Origin of the sequence: Parasphingorhabdus sp., from assembly GCF_048269865.1 — a bacterium.
In the GTDB taxonomy this organism is placed as follows: domain Bacteria; phylum Pseudomonadota; class Alphaproteobacteria; order Sphingomonadales; family Sphingomonadaceae; genus Parasphingorhabdus.
In genome coordinates, this window is sequence record NZ_JBLWUA010000009.1 from 89,079 (window position 1) to 105,106 (window position 16,028).

At 56.2% G+C, this 16,028-nt stretch carries 15 protein-coding genes; 9 read left to right on the forward strand and 6 right to left on the reverse strand.

What is annotated here, in order from left to right; genetic code table 11:
- The first annotated feature begins 101 nt into the window (after window positions 1–101).
- The 3 genes from ACN0WW_RS13135 to ACN0WW_RS13145 are packed head-to-tail and all read left to right on the forward strand — an operon-like array spanning window position 102 to window position 1,519.
- Window positions 102–410, forward strand: coding sequence for a PadR family transcriptional regulator (locus tag ACN0WW_RS13135; RefSeq protein WP_417613227.1), 309 nt, complete (start codon window positions 102–104; stop codon window positions 408–410).
- Complete coding sequence (locus ACN0WW_RS13140; RefSeq protein ID WP_417613229.1) at window positions 407–1,306, forward strand: hypothetical protein; 900 nt, start codon at window positions 407–409, stop codon at window positions 1,304–1,306. Before ACN0WW_RS13135 ends, ACN0WW_RS13140 begins: the two co-directional genes overlap by 4 nt.
- Window positions 1,307–1,330: 24 nt before the next feature.
- Window positions 1,331–1,519 carry a hypothetical protein gene (locus tag ACN0WW_RS13145; RefSeq protein WP_417613231.1) on the forward strand — a complete coding sequence of 63 codons (189 nt, stop codon included), beginning with the start codon at window positions 1,331–1,333 and terminating at the stop codon, window positions 1,517–1,519.
- 51 nt (window positions 1,520–1,570) lie between these two features.
- On the opposite strand, the gene ACN0WW_RS13150 is transcribed toward ACN0WW_RS13145, so the two are convergent.
- Window positions 1,571–2,452, reverse strand: coding sequence for a metallophosphoesterase family protein (locus ACN0WW_RS13150; RefSeq protein WP_417613233.1), 882 nt, complete (start codon window positions 2,450–2,452; stop codon window positions 1,571–1,573).
- A gap of 71 nt (window positions 2,453–2,523) precedes the next feature.
- Between ACN0WW_RS13150 and ACN0WW_RS13155 the strand changes: the two genes are divergently transcribed.
- Window positions 2,524–3,411: a diacylglycerol/lipid kinase family protein gene (locus ACN0WW_RS13155; protein ID WP_417613235.1), complete on the forward strand. Its 888-nt coding sequence runs from the start codon at window positions 2,524–2,526 to the stop codon at window positions 3,409–3,411.
- 100 nt (window positions 3,412–3,511) lie between these two features.
- Here ACN0WW_RS13155 and ACN0WW_RS13160 read toward each other — a convergent pair whose 3' ends face one another.
- A complete protein-coding gene (locus tag ACN0WW_RS13160; RefSeq protein ID WP_417613237.1) occupies window positions 3,512–4,411 on the reverse strand; it encodes a M48 family metalloprotease in 900 nt (299 codons plus the stop codon).
- A gap of 85 nt (window positions 4,412–4,496) precedes the next feature.
- Here ACN0WW_RS13160 and ACN0WW_RS13165 point away from each other — a divergent pair, with 85 nt between their 5' ends.
- Window positions 4,497–4,679: a DUF1674 domain-containing protein gene (locus ACN0WW_RS13165; RefSeq protein WP_417613239.1), complete on the forward strand. Its 183-nt coding sequence runs from the start codon at window positions 4,497–4,499 to the stop codon at window positions 4,677–4,679.
- A 122-nt stretch (window positions 4,680–4,801) separates the two neighbouring features.
- Window positions 4,802–5,935: a TIGR03032 family protein gene (locus ACN0WW_RS13170; protein WP_417613241.1), complete on the forward strand. Its 1,134-nt coding sequence runs from the start codon at window positions 4,802–4,804 to the stop codon at window positions 5,933–5,935.
- Here ACN0WW_RS13170 and ACN0WW_RS13175 read toward each other — a convergent pair.
- Complete coding sequence (locus tag ACN0WW_RS13175; protein WP_417613243.1) at window positions 5,928–7,229, reverse strand: hypothetical protein; 1,302 nt, start codon at window positions 7,227–7,229, stop codon at window positions 5,928–5,930. The genes ACN0WW_RS13170 and ACN0WW_RS13175 overlap by 8 nt on opposite strands.
- 152 nt (window positions 7,230–7,381) lie before the next feature.
- On the opposite strand from ACN0WW_RS13175, the gene ACN0WW_RS13180 reads away from it, so the two are divergent.
- The gene (locus tag ACN0WW_RS13180) at window positions 7,382–8,224 is read left to right on the forward strand and encodes an NTP transferase domain-containing protein (protein WP_417613245.1); all 843 of its coding nucleotides are present in this window, start codon (window positions 7,382–7,384) and stop codon (window positions 8,222–8,224) included.
- Window positions 8,225–8,338: 114 nt separating this feature from the next.
- Here ACN0WW_RS13180 and ACN0WW_RS13185 read toward each other — a convergent pair whose 3' ends face one another.
- The gene (locus ACN0WW_RS13185; protein ID WP_417613247.1) at window positions 8,339–9,622 is read right to left on the reverse strand and encodes a PQQ-dependent sugar dehydrogenase; all 1,284 of its coding nucleotides are present in this window, start codon (window positions 9,620–9,622) and stop codon (window positions 8,339–8,341) included.
- A gap of 174 nt (window positions 9,623–9,796) precedes the next feature.
- A complete protein-coding gene (ald, locus tag ACN0WW_RS13190) occupies window positions 9,797–10,912 on the reverse strand; it encodes an alanine dehydrogenase (RefSeq protein ID WP_417613249.1) in 1,116 nt (371 codons plus the stop codon).
- A gap of 132 nt (window positions 10,913–11,044) precedes the next feature.
- Between ald and ACN0WW_RS13195 the strand changes: the two genes are divergently transcribed.
- Window positions 11,045–11,500, forward strand: a complete 456-nt coding sequence (locus ACN0WW_RS13195) for an Lrp/AsnC family transcriptional regulator (RefSeq protein WP_417613251.1) — start codon at window positions 11,045–11,047, stop codon at window positions 11,498–11,500.
- Window positions 11,501–11,632: 132 nt separating this feature from the next.
- Here ACN0WW_RS13195 and ACN0WW_RS13200 read toward each other — a convergent pair whose 3' ends face one another.
- Window positions 11,633–13,981, reverse strand: coding sequence for a TonB-dependent receptor (locus tag ACN0WW_RS13200; protein WP_417613253.1), 2,349 nt, complete (start codon window positions 13,979–13,981; stop codon window positions 11,633–11,635).
- A 738-nt stretch (window positions 13,982–14,719) separates the two neighbouring features.
- Here ACN0WW_RS13200 and ACN0WW_RS13205 point away from each other — a divergent pair.
- On the forward strand, window positions 14,720–15,961 hold the full coding sequence (locus ACN0WW_RS13205; RefSeq protein ID WP_417613255.1) for a hypothetical protein: 1,242 nt from the start codon (window positions 14,720–14,722) through the stop codon (window positions 15,959–15,961).
- Window positions 15,962–16,028 lie beyond the last annotated feature (67 nt).

Consider the following 16,028-nt stretch of genomic DNA (forward strand, 5'->3'; position numbering starts at 1 on the left):
TCGCACGGATTTTCCTGCTTTTCGATCAAGCTTTTGGATGGGGGCGCAGCGGGAAAATAAGACGATTGACAATAAGTCGATATATATCGATATAACTGGTCATGCGAAAAACAAGAGCACCATCAAAGGCGACGAAACAGGCGCTGATAGCCTTGTTCAACGCGCCTGACAGCCTCCATGGCTATGAGATCATGCAACTTACCGGAATAAAGCCTGGCACCCTCTATCCCATGCTCGCGCGGCTGGAAGATCAGGGGATGCTGGCTTCGCACTGGCAAGAGACAACGGTGGGAGGGCGCCCTCCCCGCCATCTTTATGGATTGACGGACGCCGGACGTGCCTTGGCAAAGAGTCTGCTGAGCGACGGTCGTCAGACCGCCCCCTCCGATCTGCGGGCGAAGCCGATATGATGCGGAATGCGCTGCAATGGGCGATCCTCAGGATTGTGCCCGATCATCGGAAAAATTGGGCGCAAGCGATGGTTGCGGAAATGGCAGCGATCGAACGGGACAGGGAAGCCGTTGTTTTCGCGCTCAGTTGCCTGATGGCCTGTTGCCGCTTTCGCTTCGAGACAGTTATTTCAACCGGAAACAGAGGAAGCAGCATGGTGAGAGACAGGTTTACAGTATTGGCATTCGCTTCGGGTCTGACGGCAGGGTTGATCGGTCTCGCCTATCTTCTTGTGTCCGGAGCGCCGCTGACCATGGCGATCGTCAATGGCGGGGCGCTGATCGTCGGCATCCTGCTCGCTCCCTCGCTGAGGCTGTCCGCCCGGGCCACCGATCCGGTGGTATCTGCGACTGCATTGATCGGCGCTTTCATTCTGCTGGGCACTGCCATTTTCGGGTACGCCATCGACGAAGCGAAGCGCTGGCTGTTGATCGGGCCGTTTTTCATTCAGACCAGTCTCATTCTTTTGCCGATGATCGCGGTATGCTTCGCCAGAGTTCAAAATCCGCGCACGACACTGGCGGTGGGCGTCGCGGCCTTTGCCATGGCGGCTCAGCCCGACCGGGCGATGGCGGCGATGCTGTTTGCGGCGATCGCCATCGTCGCCCTGATGCGGACGAACCGGCTGACTATTGCTGCGTCTATATTCTGCACAATGACATTCGCTGCCACATTGGTGCTGCCCGACCGGCTGCCAGCGGTGCCCTTTGTCGACCTGATATTATGGTCTGCCTTTGATGTCAGCCTTTGGGTCGGTTTGGCGCTCTGGGCCGGATGTCTGCTGCTGGTCTGCCCGATCCTGATGGTTCCGAAGGACGAGCGCACCGTTGCGAATTATGTATTTGCTTCCAGCTGACTGACGCTGATCTCGGCTGCCGCCATGGGTGCCTATCCGACCCCGATTGTTGGATATGGAGCCAGCGCGATTATCGGCTATTTCCTGAGTTTGATATTTCTGCAGCCCAAGCTGCGAGAGCCCCTGGCGGGAGGTGATGTCCTGGCCGACAGCGCCGATACCGACGAGGATCTGCCGCCGCTTCAAAACAGCGCGCCGTATCTGGTCCTCTGAGCGAATTTCAGCGCCGATCCGACCAGCGCTCTGGCTAACGAGGGGCGACCGTCAGCTTTGCGTTTGTTTCAAGAGAATATTGTCTTGGACCACAGCCTGTGTCGACAAGTCTTGCGATTGCCACTGCCCCTGCTCCAGAGCGAAGCCGACATGGCTTGCCCGCTGAAAGTCTTTGCCATTCCAGACGATCACTTGCAGTTCCATCCGGTTGTCTTGCTCGACGTGCAGCCAGTTAAAGCTTTGCGGTTCCTGATTGCGCAAGCGGGTCGACGTGGCTGTGCCTGCCTGAATGACGAGGGTCGGCCCCGCATCCTTCGCCATTTTGCTCGCGGCCTCCGCATAAGTGCGGTGGAAATGACCCGCCAGCGTTAAATGAATGCCGGCGTCGGCTATCGCCTTGAGAGCATCTTCCTGCCGCCCCACCGCCTCACTAAGTTCATTGCCTTGCCCAATCGGCAATTCAAACAGCGGATGATGAGTCACCAGAATTCGGCTTTTATTGGCCGCAACGCCTCTGAATCGCTGTCGGATGAGCTGCATTTGCTCTGCGTTGATGCGCCCATCCTTGATCGTCAGCGACCGGGCGGTATTGATGCCCAAAATGGCGGCTTCGTCCGTCTCCGCCCAGGGGCAAAGTTCGTCTGAAATATGCCGTTTGTAACGGCCAAGCGGCGAAATGAATCGCCGAAATATATCATAAAGGGGAACATCATGATTGCCGGGAACGACCAGCAGCCTTTGGCCATTTTGCCGAAGCGCTTGCAGGTAATCGGCGGCATCCCGAAATTGGCGTTCGCGCGCGCGCTGGGTGAGGTCCCCGCTGATAATGACCAGATCCGGCTGTTTTTCCTTCAACCAGTCAATTGTTGCGGCGACGATCTCCGGATCATTGGCACCAAAATGAATATCAGATAAATGCGCGATCCGGGCCATGAAGGTTCAACGGTCCAACCCTAAAGAAGTTTCATCGTGCATCCAATTATCCCCAGTGGCGTTGTCTACCCATGAAAAACAATAATCTTCCCCGCGATGCTATTCTTGTGGTCAACGCTGCATCCCGCAAAGGAGAAGAACAGTTCAAGGAAGCGAAAGAGAAACTCGTTGAGGCGGGTATCAATCTGCTTGACGCCATCGACGTCGAGAATCCCGAAGAGATCCGCGCGACCGTCCGGCAGGCTATTCAGACTGGTGCGCCGATGGTAGTCGTCGGGGGTGGCGACGGTTCGCTTTCCGGCGTCGTTGATGAATTTGTCGGCACAGATTGCGTCTTTGCCATTCTGCCGCTTGGCACCGCCAACAGTTCCGCACGCACGCTGGGCCTGCCGCTCGATCTAGAAGGCGCAATCGACGTGATCGCAAATGGGCGTCGCAAGCCGATTGATCTGGGAATGATCGACGACGATTATTTTGTCAACGCAGCATCTCTTGGCGTTTCGCCGATCATTGGCGAAACGGTCCCCGACAAGTTGAAACGCTATCTGGGTCGTTTCGGCTATCTGCTGTGGGCGATGAAATGCCTTGTCCATTTCCAGCCCTTCCGACTGATCCTCAACGATGGCACGACCGAGCACCGTTTGTGGTCGACCGAGGTTCGGATATTGAACGGCCCCTATCATGGCGGTCTGGAATTGTCGGACAGCGCGGAAATCGACAGCGGGCAAATCGTTATCCAGGCCGTGGTCGGGAAGAGCAAGTTGAAGCTCGGCTGGGACTGGTATGCCAAGGCGTTCAAGCTGCGGGACAGAGATGCAAACACGCGCGAATTTACCGGTGCCTCCTTTCATCTGGCTACGAAACCGAAGCTCAAGATTTCAATCGACGGCGAAGTGCTCGCCAGTACGCCGGTGCAGGTCCGTATCGCGAAGAAAGCTGTAGAGGCCGCCTGTCCGTAAAAGACGGGCGTCGCGTCTGAAGACGATTTCAGCGCGCGTCAGCCCTTTCGGGCCGAGCGATTGTAAAGCCTAAGTAGCCAACCTCCAACCGTTCGTCATGCTACCGCGTCGGATCGAGCGCGCTGGGCTTGCGCGGCCGGGCCATGCCGCCAGCGTCATCGGCTGACGGCGACCAGCCACCAGAGCCACCGCTTTGTGCCATCGCCTCGAGCGCCGCGATCCGGTCTTCCGTTGCCGGATGGGTCGAGAACATCTGACGCACGCCGCCGGGCACGATATAGAGCTGCGATGCGGCGGGATTGCGCTGCGCGACGGGGTTCGGTGTACGGGCAGCAACGCCGGATATCTTGGCCAGCGCAGACGCCAGCGACAGAGGCTTGCCGCTGATCTGGGCGGCTGCGGCATCGGCGCCAAATTCGCGGGTGCGGCTGATCGCCATCTGTACGATCATCGCCGCAAAGGGCGCGATCAGCACCGCCATCAGGCCCGCTATGCCAGCGCTGCGGTCACGGAAGAACAGGCCGAAATTCGCCAGCATCGACACCGCACCGGCAATCGTCGCAACCATCGTCATGATCAGCGTGTCGCGGTTTTTGACGTGGCCGAGTTCATGCGCCATCACGCCTTCAATCTCGTCATGGCTGAGCATCTTCAGTAGCCCCGTCGTCGCGGCGACTGCCGAATGTTCGGGGTCACGACCGGTCGCAAAGGCATTGGGCTGGGCCTGATCAACAATATAGACTTTCGGCATCGGCAGCTGCGCGCGGCGCGCCAGATTCTGGACCATTTTGTAATATTCGGGATGGCTGGCAGCATCGACCTCGACCGCATTGTGCATTTTCAGCACAATCTTGTCGGCGTTCCAATATGTGAACAGGTTCATGCCCGCCGCGACGACCAAGGCGAGGATCGCCCCGCCGCTGCCGCCCAGCGAATAGCCAAGAACCATGAACAGCGCGGTCAGCGCCGCCAGCAGCATGGTTGTCTTCATGAAGTTCATCGTCTCTACTCGCTTGAATATGTCTGTTACAGGTTCAATATAGGGTCTGAGGCGGGACGATTCAATTTGGCGGACAGGCGAAAATATGACCGAAAGCGATAGAAAACCCGGTGAGCGGCCAGCGCATGTGAAGCCACCCGCGCATCTTTCCAAAAGCAAGCCGGTGCCGGAGCCCGATCCGCTGGAAAAGGCAGACGAGATTGTCGAGGAAAAGGGGCCCACGCGCTATGGCGATTGGGTGCATAAGGGCATCGCAATCGATTTCTGAGGGCTGCGCGTCGCACGCCCCACGACCGGACACCCGACGGTGCCCGGCATTTAAGCCTTTGCTCGCACGCGCTTTTATGGAAAGATCGGTAAACAGGCCGATTGCCGTGCGGGAGCGATAGTGTGAGCAAAGACAGCGCCAGGACCGATGGCCCCGAAACGGTCGCTCCGGAAAACAGAAATGTTCCGACCGCTGCGGCACCCGCCGAGAACCTGGAACCTGGCAGTATAGACATCAGCTTTTCGCCAGGCCTGGCGGAGTTTCTGGCAGCCAATGATATCGCGATCGGATTTACCTCCTATCAGACCGGCCGCCTGTATCTGATCGGACGCGGACCAGACCAGAAGCTGGCGCTGCACGAAGCGGTCTATCCACAGGCGATGGGGCTGACCGGCGATGCCAACCGCATCTATCTTGGCACGCTGACCCAGATCGTGCGGATGGAAAATGTACTCGACCCCGGTCAGACGGCCAATCAGGTGCACGACAAGGTCTTTGTCCCGCGCAATATGCAGACAACGGGCAATGTCGACATTCACGAAATCGGCATTCAGGACAACGGCAAGATCGTCTTCGTCAACACCCGCCATAATTGTCTTTGCGAACCCAGTCTCACCCACAGCTTCAAGCCTATATGGAAGCCGGAGTTTATCAGCGAGATCGTGGCCGAAGATCGCTGCCATCTGAACGGACTGGCGATGGTCAGCGGCAAGCCGAAATATGTCAGCGCCGTCTCCCGTTCGAATGTCGACAAGGGCTGGCGGGATGACCGGGACGCTGGCGGCCTGATTATTGATGTCGAGAGCAATGCGGTCTTGGCCGAGGGCCTGTCGATGCCGCACAGTCCGCGTTTCCATAACGGTCGGCTGTGGCTGTTGAACTCGGGAACCGGCGAACTGGGCTGGCTTGACCCGGATCAGGGCGGCTTTGTACCGCTGGCCTTTTTCCCGGGATTTTTGCGCGGCCTGGCCTTTCACAACCACCATGCCTTCGTCACCTTGTCCAAGCCTCGCCACGGCCATTTCGAAGGTCTGGCCCTCGATGATCGACTAAAAGAAACCGATAGCGATGCCTGGTGCGGCGTTCAGATCGTCTCGCAGGAAGACGGAGCGGTCGCACATTGGCTGCGGTTCGAAGGCGCGATTACCGAATTGTTCGATATTTGTGTGCTGCCGGGGGTAGAAAATCCGATCACTCTCGGCCCGAATTCCGTCGAGATCAGGGACTTTCTGACGATCGAGCCTACTGCTATTTGAGAAGCCCATCGTTCTGCTTTGGAAGATGGAGAAATTCGGCAATCGCCCTTGCCGCTCGCTCCGATGGCAGATCGGGGCTTTCCATATCGAACGAATAAGCCAGGGCACGGGCCTGCACCTGTCGATATCGATCGGGTAACGGCGTGACTTCAGCAAGTGTCGCACCGAGACGGCCGATATCATCGATCACCGGCCCAAAAGTCCAATGCTCGTAATTGGGATTGTCCCGCCATTTTGCATCATGGGAGTTGATAAAGATCGCAGGCCGGGGGGTCTGAATAAATTCGTAGATCTGGCTGCTGACATCGCCCAGATAGATATCGGCGCCGCGGGTATAGGTCATGTCGACGCTACGCGCGCTGCCGGTGTCGATATGGATATGGTCAAAATCGGCGTAGCGCGGGTCGATACGCTCCCGAAACCGGAGCAACCGATGCTCGACCGAGGCCAGCAGCTTGCGCTGAAACAGCATAACATGCGGCGCGAAGATCAGATTATAATCCCGCTGGTTGGCGAAATAGTCGAGAATCTGTTCACCAAAGCGGAACCAGGACGACAGCAACGGATCGAAATGGGGATTGTACAGCACGGTCGGCTTGTCATTGTCGAAAAGCTTTATCGGCGGGCGATCAGCATAAGCTTCAAATTTTGGATATCCGACAATCCGGTGATTGTCGGGGCGAATGACACCAGCCGCCAGCATCCGGTCGCGCGTCTTTGCACCGGGCAGCAGCACATAGTCGAACAGGCTTATCTCCTTTGAAAATCCGATCGAGCGGTCCCCGGCACCGTGGGGAAAGAAGATCAGCTTTGGCACGCTGTTTTGGGAATTTTTCTTGAGAAAGGTAGTTGTCGTTTCCGGAACCACCAGCGCATCAAAATTGCGGAACAACGCGGTATTTTGCTTCAGGCTGCTCAGACGCCCGAGCGGCGCAATATTGCCCAAAAGCCGCTCGAACAGCCGAGCGCCGGCGTGCGACCGGATTGACCGAAATACGGGTGGTGGACAGGCCGGATCCAGAAACTGCTCAACCGCCTGCTGTTGCCGGTCACTGGACGATATGACTTCCACCGAGGCGGTTGGTGCCAGCCGTTGCAGCGCGGAAATGATCGGTGCGATATGGGCCACCTGGTGCAGTTCATCATGGTTGAACAGAAAACCGATGCGCTGCGGCCGGGCCGATGGATCGGGCATCATGTATATTTCATCGGCGTTCGACCCTATCTCTTGTTGGCCATGGGCGGAACCGGTCCGCGCTCGCTGCTCCTGCACATATTGCGCGCGGAAGTCCATGCGCTCGCGATCCCTAGAGCTCTGCCGAGCCCCGGGTTCCGGCGCCATCGAAACGCATATTGCTGCAGTCTGCTTTGCAAAAACGCCCGCTGCGGCTAAGGCGTTTCATGCGCACATATTTTCCGCGCAGGTCGCCATTGGAAATAATACGGATGTCCGTGCTCGCAGCAAATGATCCCGCTCTGCCGGTCGGTGGCGCACCGACGGATGCCAAACCGCTGTGGACAGCGATCATTCTGGCCGGACAGCGCCCTGAAGGCGATCCGATGGCGGTGCATTGCGACGTCCCCCATAAGGCGCTGATCGAGATAGCCGGCCAGTCGATGCTGGAGCGGGTTACCCGTGCGCTGATGGCATCGTCGGATGTCGGCAAGATCGTGATCATGACCCAGTCACCCGAGACGCTAAAAACAGGCTTTGCGGCCGATCTGCTGGAGAGTGACAAAATCAGCTTCATCGTATCCAATGATGGCATCGCCGCCAGCATTCACGAAGTTGCTGGCAGCGCGGTGGCACCTTGGCCGGTATTGGTCACTACGGCGGACAATGCACTGCTGACCACGGCCATTCTCGACGGTTTCTTTCTGGGCTACACCGGCCAGGATGTAGCCGTGGGCGTGGTTGAACGCAAAACGATGCTGGCCGCCTATCCGGACGCGAAACGCACCTGGCTGAAATTCAGAGGCGGCGCGTATAGCGGCGCCAATCTATTCGCCTTGCACAATGCCGCAGCGAAACCGGCGCTGGCTCTATGGGCCACGGTCGAACAGGATCGCAAAAAGGGCTGGAAGCTCCTTTTCCCTTTCGGCCCCTGGTTGCTGCTGAGAGCGATCACCCGGACGATCAGCTTCAAAAATGCTATGGGAGCAGCGGGTCAGCGGCTTTTGCTGCGCGCAGAGCCGATCATATTGCCATTCGCCGAAGCGGCGATCGACGTGGACAAACAGAGTGATCTCGAACTGGTGACGAGCATATTGGAGAAAAGATACGGCTGACGCATATCGAGAATAATACAAAAATTATTGATTTATAATGGTATTCTTCCGCCATATCGCGATTTTGGTAAGGCTGCTTATCTCGCCAAAGCCACGCATAAGGCAATCGAGCTATTAACCCTCGGGTCCAATCCTCAGCACAACACTGTTCTCTTCATCCGTCACGGCATAGAGCAGTCCATCGGGCCCTTGTCGCACATCCTTGAAGCGTTGATGCAGCGGATCAAGGAGCACCTCTTGGCGGACTTCCTGCAGATTGTCGTTGAACACGACGCGGATCAGCGCGCCGGTTCCATTGATTTGACCACGCCTAGCACTGGTCACGAACAAATTGTTCTTCCATTCGGGGAGAATGTCACCGGTGTAGAAGGTGATGCCATTGGGCGCGATCGATGGCGACCAGAACATCATCGGTGCCTCTGTGCCATTGCCAACCGGATTTACCGGCAAGCTTGACCCACCATATTCGGTACCGAAGGTGAACCGTGGCCAGCCGTAGTTCCGGCCCGGCAGGATCTCGTTGAGTTCGTCTCCGCCCTGGGGACCGTGTTCCGATGCAACGATCCGGGCGGAGCGGGGGTCCATGGCGAGTCCAAGGGGATCACGGTGCCCATAGGTCCAAATTTCTGGTCGTGCACCTGCTGTATCAACAAAGGGATTATCGGTCGGGATCGCACCATTCCGCGATATCCGCAAAACCTTCCCGTAAATATTGTCGGTCCGTTGGGCCGAATTGGTATCGCCAATACTCAACGCACCAACCGACACAAAAAGATCATCATTCTGGCCGAAGAGGATACGCGATCCTCCGGTTCCGACTGCGACCTCCCCTTCGAGAAGGTCTTTCAATTTGGTCAGGCGCAGTCCGTGCAGTTCGCCCCGCGCCAATATCGTCGCCGCAGTAATCCGCTGTGCCGCGGGATCAAAGCCGACCGGTTTGTTATAGGTGAAAAAAACCTGCCTATTGGTCGCAAAGTCCGGATCGAGCGCTACAGCCTGAATGCCCAGAACATCGTCAGGATGGAGATGCGGCGCATCGAGATAAGAAGGTATATTTGCGATTGGCTGGGCGATCAGCTGTGGATCGGAGCCTGTCGCGCCGCGCAACAGGCGGAGGGCCACTCCCCTTTCCACTATCAAGGCATCGCCGGCAGGCAGGAGAGCCAGACCATAGGCATGCGAAAGTCCGCGCGCTATAATCTCAACCTTGACCCTGGCCTCTTCTGCAGAGGAAAAGATGAAAGGCCCGGCCCCCGGCAGTTCGGAAGGGACACCGACTTCCTTAACATCCGAGGAAAATGCCGGAGCTGCCGGGACCAATGCCAGCGCAGCAGTTAACCCGAGAACGGCCCCGCGAACCGTCAACCGGCCCCAATATTCTTCCACAAGCTTTACCAACGCCTTCTCCCCTGCCGCAGCACGACCGATCCGCGCTCGGCTCAACCTAGTCGACGCGCAGAACGAACGGTAATTGCAGAAACGGCCAGTTCAATGCCATCTTGGGTCAGGCGGCCTGAACTGGCCTGCATCAGTCGTGGCGCCGGGGCAGGACGTCACGAACATGCTGCTTGGTTAGGCGATCAGCGTATCGACCGGGACATATTCATAGCCCAGATCATGCGCGACCGCCTCGTAAGTTACGTGCCCTTCGTGGACATTCAATCCGGCGGCTAGATAGGGATTGGCTCTCAACGCAGCCTTCCAACCCTGATTGGCGATACGTAATGCGTGCGGCAGAGTAACATTGTTCAGCGCATAGGTGCTGGTACGGGCAACTGCGCCCGGCATGTTGGCGACACAATAGTGCACGATGCCATCAATGACATAGGTCGGGTCGTCGTGCGTGGTCGCGCGGGACGTTTCGAAACATCCACCCTGATCGATCGCCACGTCAACCAGCACCGCGCCGGGCTGCATCGTCGAAAGCATATCGCGAGTCACCAATTTCGGTGCGGCAGCGCCTGGAACCAGCACCGCGCCAATCACCAGATCAGCTTGCGCCACCTCAGCAGCCAGAGCGGCACGGCCGGAAAACAGGGTGCGCGCACGGCCTTCAAAATGGCTGTCGAGCCGTTCAAGCACCGCCGGATCACGGTCAAGAATGGTAACATTCGCACCCAGACCAACCGCCATTTGTGCAGCATTGAAACCGACGACCCCGCCGCCAATGACGACCACCTTGGCCGGCAGAACTCCCGGGACACCGCCCAGCAGCACGCCGCGGCCGCCATGAGCTTTTTCCAACGCCGAAGCGCCAGCCTGGATCGACATGCGACCGGCGACCTGGCTCATTGGCTTGAGCAGCGGCAAGGAATTATCTGCGCTTGTCACGGTTTCATAGGCAATCGCCGTAACCCCAGATTTAATAAGGTCGGCGGTCTGTTCTGCATCGGGCGCCAAGTGCAGATAGGTGTACAATATCTGTCCCTTGCGCAACTGCGCGCGTTCAACGGGTTGTGGCTCCTTGACTTTAACCACCATTCCACATTCGGCGAAAATTTCAGAGGCGGTCGCCTTTATCGCGGCACCAGCAGCGATATACTCGTCGTCATCAGCACCAATGCCTTCGCCGGCACCGGTTTCCACCCAAACCTCATGCCCGTTGGCGGTCAGTTCGTGAACGCTTTCCGGCGTCAGGCCGACGCGATATTCATGATTCTTGATTTCTTTGACTGTACCAACGCGCATTGAAGTTCTCCCTCAGAATTAAAGAAGAAATATATAGAGATTTTGGCGTGAAGATTCTTGCCAAAGGAGTGGCCAGTTCGACGAAATATGGTAATATATCCCACTTAATGATGTTTTTACGGGATTTATTATATGGATCAGATCGACAAATCGCTGCTTTTTGCCCTGCAAGACGACTCGGCACGTTCCGTCGCGGAATTGGCTGAGTTTGTCGGTGCTTCCACTTCGGCCTGCCACCGCAGGATCAAATCGCTGGAATCGGCCGGCCTGATCATTCGCTACTCGGCCGTGCTCGACCCGCAACGACTGGGACTCAATCTCCAGGCATTCGTCGAAATCACCCTCACCAGCCAAAGCAGCGAAGCGATGGACGCTTTTGAGCAAGCTGTAGGGGAGTTCCGCGATATTTTGGAATGCCATCTGATGTCAGGGAATGCCGACTATATTTTGCGCATCGCAGCAAGCGATCTCGAACAGTTCGACCGAATTCATCGCGATTGTCTGTCCCGATTGCCGGGGGTTAGTGCAATGCGGTCCAGTTTCGCCATCCGCACAATCAAGAGCTGGAGCGGATATCCGGCCGGCTGACGCAAATCAGTGCAGGACACGACGACATTCCCCTGCGCAAAAAAAGAGCTCCGGAGCCGCTAGTGCGGCGCCGGAGCAGAAAGTTGGACGAAGTTCGGAGAGGAAGAACTTCGCTGCAGATTGTGCGTCAGACTATTTTCTGAGCGAGACCGTCAAGCCGATGGTGCGGGGACGGAAGGTACCGGCACGATAGTATATCGAGTCCGGAGTTTCATGGAATAGCGCCAGCAGAGGTTGACTGTTGGTAACGTTATTCACGAAGAGGCTGACATCCATGCTTGTATCATCGGAAAGATAAAATTTGCTTCCCAAACGCAGATCGAGCTGCGAGGTCGCTGGCGGACGCGGCAAGTTCGGATCCGTCAGCGGCGAGTTGAGATCGAGAGGCTCCTTGATCCGGCTGCTGTAGCTGAAATCGGCGCGACCATAGAGTTCCGCGTCTCCGACAGGCTGAACATATTCACCGTTGAGCTGGATTGTCCAAGGCGCCACTCCGGGGAACGGCTCGCCTGCTTTTCTGATCACGGTATTGCCTGGCCCCGGGATCGATGAGGTAAATCGCGCATTTACGTAGGAAGCCGAAGCACCCACGGTCAGCCCGGTGATCGGCCGGATCGAAAGCGCCAGATCGACACCGTCAATCTTGGCAGTTCCGAGATTGAGCGTGGTCTGGATCGTACACTGTGGCAAGATGATCAGGGTCTGTACATTCTTCCAGTCAACCCGGTAGGCTGAAAGGTCAACTGCCAGCTTTCCATCAAACAGCCGATTTTTGCTGCCGACTTCATAGCTCCAGATGGAATCAGGGTCTACGTCGCGCGTAGTGTAAGGGTCGATCCCGATCGCTGCGGCGTCGGCAATACAGTTGCCGCCGACTGGTGGTGCAACACCAGATCCGCGCACACCTTTGCTGGCGCTTGCGTAAAACAGATTGTTTTGATCAGCCTGGAAAGAGACGCCAAATTTCGGAGTGAAAGTCTTGCTGGTCGTATTAGCCGTGTCCGTCTGACCATCGCTGGAAAGGACCGGCCCTGCGCCAAAGCCGGTGAAGTCGTATTTCGCAATCGTATAACGCACGCCTGCGGTCAGCTTAAGCCGATCAATGACTTCATAGTCAGCCTGGGCATAGGCAGCATATTGCTTGTCGCGGTGCTCGTTGCGCGCAAAATTCGAAAATTTTCCTTGATAGAGTTCGGTTCCGAAAAACGAATCGGTAAGACTGGCGAATGGCGCTTCGCCGATCGCATCCTGAAACAGATTGATCACGTCGAGCAAACGATCATCACTGGCCGCGTATTGATCACGCACATATGACTTCTGGTAGAACAAGCCAGCGATCCAGTTCAGCCGATCGGACTGGTTATTATCCTGCAGACGCAGTTCTTGTGTAAATGCTGTCTGCTTGGTCTCATTCAATGTACTCGGCGCGTAGTTCTCGAAGCCTGCCGGGAACGGACCTCCGGTGAAGCCGCCCGAGAAGACGTAGCTCAGCGAGGTGTCGTCGTTGATCGTTTCCGTCGTGCGATGGAAATAGGACGTATCCGAAATCAGCGCTACGCCGCCAAGATCGAGTTCTGCCTTCAGGGCAGGCAAGGTGAACTTGTCTTTGCGCGGCTCCGCACGCTGGTTCAGGCTGAGACGCAGATCACCCGATTCACGGTTGGAAGTCGCCAGTTCGAACCTTGCTCCGTCGTTGATTTTGAGATCCTGATGATAGATCGATGGCGTCACCGTGAGCATATCACCCAGCCGGAAGCCCAAAGCGAGCCTTGCGGAAAAACTGTCCTGGCTGTTGCTGTCCTTGCGAACCAGCTGCTTGGTGTAAGGATCAAGCCTGTCAATATAGCCGCCATCGCGCCTTAGCCACGCACTGGCCCTGAATGCGATCTTGTCTTGTACAATTGGCGCGCCCACGGCCACACCGCCTTCGTAACTCGCAGAACCATGTTTGGTGGTCGCCAATTCGGACCGCGCATAGACGCTCAAGTCATCATAATTGGGCTTGGGCATGATAAAGCGAATGGCACCGCCGACCGAACCGCTGCCGAACAGGGTACCCTGTGGTCCGCGCAACACTTCGACCCGTTCGAGATCAAACACCTGAGGATAGACATTTCCCAGCGACGGACTGACGCCAACCCGAGTCTGTACCGGCGTATCATCGATGTAAATGCCCGTGGTGGGAATTCCGGATTGGGAATCGACCCCGCGGATTGCAATCGTCGTCTGGCCGGTGCCGTACACCGTCGCGCTCTGTCCAAATGTGATGCCCGGCGTTATCGAGGCAATATCAGCAATCGAACGGACGCCCTGGACGTCCAGTTCTTGCTGGCCCTTGGCGACGATGCTTGCCGGAGTTCGGCTGAGCACCGTTGATTTGCGGGTTGCCGTGACAACGATTTCCCCCGGGAATGCCGTCTCGCTATCAGAATTTTGAACATTGTCGGCCTGTGTGGCCTGTCCATATGCGGGCATTGCCATGGAGAGCGGAATAGCCGCGCTCGATAACATAAAGGCTTTTATAAAAAGCGCACGGCTGTTGGTCTGGTTCCCGGTCAAAATAAAACTCCCTCGTTAACTTAACATCAAAAATGCCGTCAATTTTAATATTTCAAGACGGTCAAAAGCGATGTGCCACCTCCCTGATGACGCCACCTACACACAAATCGGATTAGAACTTCGTCGATTCGCACAAATGGATAGCCTAATCACAAAATGTAAACAATACTGTATATTTACCTTTCTTTGTTTCACATTCGGTACAATTGAAACGATTTGGATATCGAGCTCAAAGGGCGAATGAAGATGCAGAACAGCAATATTGAACAAGCGTTGCGGACCCCGCCAGTATCAACCTTCAAGTTGCCACAGCATGCTCCAACTATCGCCAGAGGCCGCACCGTCGAGCGCAATGCCTACGCCAACAGCACTACCTGTTTCGATGTGTAGGCATGGCCTAAACCGGTGCGGAAGTCCGCAAGGGCTTACACAACGATACGAATCACTATATGAATATGCATACTTTAAGTTTAAAATAAAGGCAAGGCGCGTTATCGTTAACCGGTCAACCTAAAACGATTCCGGGCCAGTGATAGGCTTTTAGCCAAAGGCCATTGCCGGATGGCTCAGCGTGACTACCATGGCGAAGGCCAGCGCACCGATCCGCGGGCCTGCAGACGGATTTATGAAGATTGTAACTGGAGTTGGGCGAATGGATAGATGAAACCGAAACTGGAGAAAGATCTTCTAGCCCGTTTCGATAGTGAAACAGCCAAGTTTCGCGCGGTTCTGGCGAAGGGCCGTTCATCCAACCAAGTGGCGCTGTTCGATTTACTTGTTGAACGATCCATGGATGAAAGGTCGCCAAAAGAAATTGAGATCGCCCTCGCGCTATTCGGGAACAAGGCCTCTCTCGACACCAATACGGATTCGGGCGTCCGCGTCTATGTCCATCGCCTTCGTAAGCGCATTGATGATTACTACCGCGGGAAATCGGGGACCCGCCTGGTCATCCCCAAAGGCGAATATCGGATTCTGCTAGAGGATGTCGACGCTCCAGAGCCACACCTTAGCCCGCTAACCCGTATCATTCGGCTCTTGACGGTGAATCCGACGCTTAGCATTGGACTGTCGTTCATTCTGTGTGCAGCCCTGATTTTCGCGAACTGGCAGATGGAGATATGGCCCACCGACCGCTCCCGGACGTCAGCCGCTGTCAATGCGCGACCCGACCTTTTTGCGGGAACCAACGCATGGCACGATCCACTATTTGCAATAGGTGACAATTTGCTGCTGGCCGAAACGGAAGACCAGCTCGTTATCCAGCGCATGATACTGAATCCCGAGGTCCAGACGCGCGAAACATTTGGTCGCTTTTTAATAGATCATCCGGAGAAGTTCTACGAACTCTACGATTTCGGCCTCAGATTTTCACCAATCGAAACAGTGGAGATTGCCTGGAAAGTACAGGAAGCGCTTTCGGCATCGACCATTGGCAAAAGAAAGGACGCAGCAATGATGCCGGTCTCATCGATCGGTACCGAAAAGCTGCAATCCCACGATATCATTTATGTCGGCAGGTTGTCGCAGCTGGGAATGCTACACCAATATGCTTTTTCCCATTCGCGCCTGCGGCTGACAGCCTACGATCAGCTTACCGACAAACTGAACGGAACGGTCTTCAAAGGTCAGGTCTATGTCGCAACAGGGGCCAACGCCAAGCCCGATTACGGCTATCTCTCTATACAAGCGAGCCCCGGAGGCCGCACGCTGGTGATTATGGCGGGGCTCGGTGATCGGGGAACCGCAGCAATCGCCGATCTGCTGCACTCTCCCGAAGCCTTGGCATCGTTGAAGAAAAAATTGGGGAAAGCACGGCATTTCGAGGCACTATTCGAAGTCACAACTCTGCCGAGCCGCCCGACAAACCGTCGCCTGATCCTGCTGAATCCTCTCTCTTAACAACAAGCTGCATATTATCGCTTGGCGCGCAATTGGTTTTCCTTTAAGTTTGAAATAAAGGAGAATG

What these genes read in the sequence shown, in the direction of transcription:
- ACN0WW_RS13200 (WP_417613253.1), bottom strand. Translation starts at nt 13,981, where the DNA reads ATGGCAATGCCCGCATATGGACAGGCCACACAGGCCGACAATGTTCAA.
- ACN0WW_RS13205 (WP_417613255.1), top strand. Translation starts at nt 14,720, where the DNA reads ATGAAACCGAAACTGGAGAAAGATCTTCTAGCCCGTTTCGATAGTGAA.
- ACN0WW_RS13150 (WP_417613233.1), bottom strand. Translation starts at nt 2,452, where the DNA reads ATGGCCCGGATCGCGCATTTATCTGATATTCATTTTGGTGCCAATGAT.
- ACN0WW_RS13180 (WP_417613245.1), top strand. Translation starts at nt 7,382, where the DNA reads ATGTCCGTGCTCGCAGCAAATGATCCCGCTCTGCCGGTCGGTGGCGCA.
- ACN0WW_RS13165 (WP_417613239.1), top strand. Translation starts at nt 4,497, where the DNA reads ATGACCGAAAGCGATAGAAAACCCGGTGAGCGGCCAGCGCATGTGAAG.
- ACN0WW_RS13195 (WP_417613251.1), top strand. Translation starts at nt 11,045, where the DNA reads ATGGATCAGATCGACAAATCGCTGCTTTTTGCCCTGCAAGACGACTCG.
- ACN0WW_RS13145 (WP_417613231.1), top strand. Translation starts at nt 1,331, where the DNA reads ATGGGTGCCTATCCGACCCCGATTGTTGGATATGGAGCCAGCGCGATT.
- ACN0WW_RS13160 (WP_417613237.1), bottom strand. Translation starts at nt 4,411, where the DNA reads ATGAACTTCATGAAGACAACCATGCTGCTGGCGGCGCTGACCGCGCTG.
- ACN0WW_RS13175 (WP_417613243.1), bottom strand. Translation starts at nt 7,229, where the DNA reads ATGGACTTCCGCGCGCAATATGTGCAGGAGCAGCGAGCGCGGACCGGT.
- ACN0WW_RS13135 (WP_417613227.1), top strand. Translation starts at nt 102, where the DNA reads ATGCGAAAAACAAGAGCACCATCAAAGGCGACGAAACAGGCGCTGATA.
- ACN0WW_RS13155 (WP_417613235.1), top strand. Translation starts at nt 2,524, where the DNA reads ATGAAAAACAATAATCTTCCCCGCGATGCTATTCTTGTGGTCAACGCT.
- ACN0WW_RS13140 (WP_417613229.1), top strand. Translation starts at nt 407, where the DNA reads ATGATGCGGAATGCGCTGCAATGGGCGATCCTCAGGATTGTGCCCGAT.
- ald (WP_417613249.1), bottom strand. Translation starts at nt 10,912, where the DNA reads ATGCGCGTTGGTACAGTCAAAGAAATCAAGAATCATGAATATCGCGTC.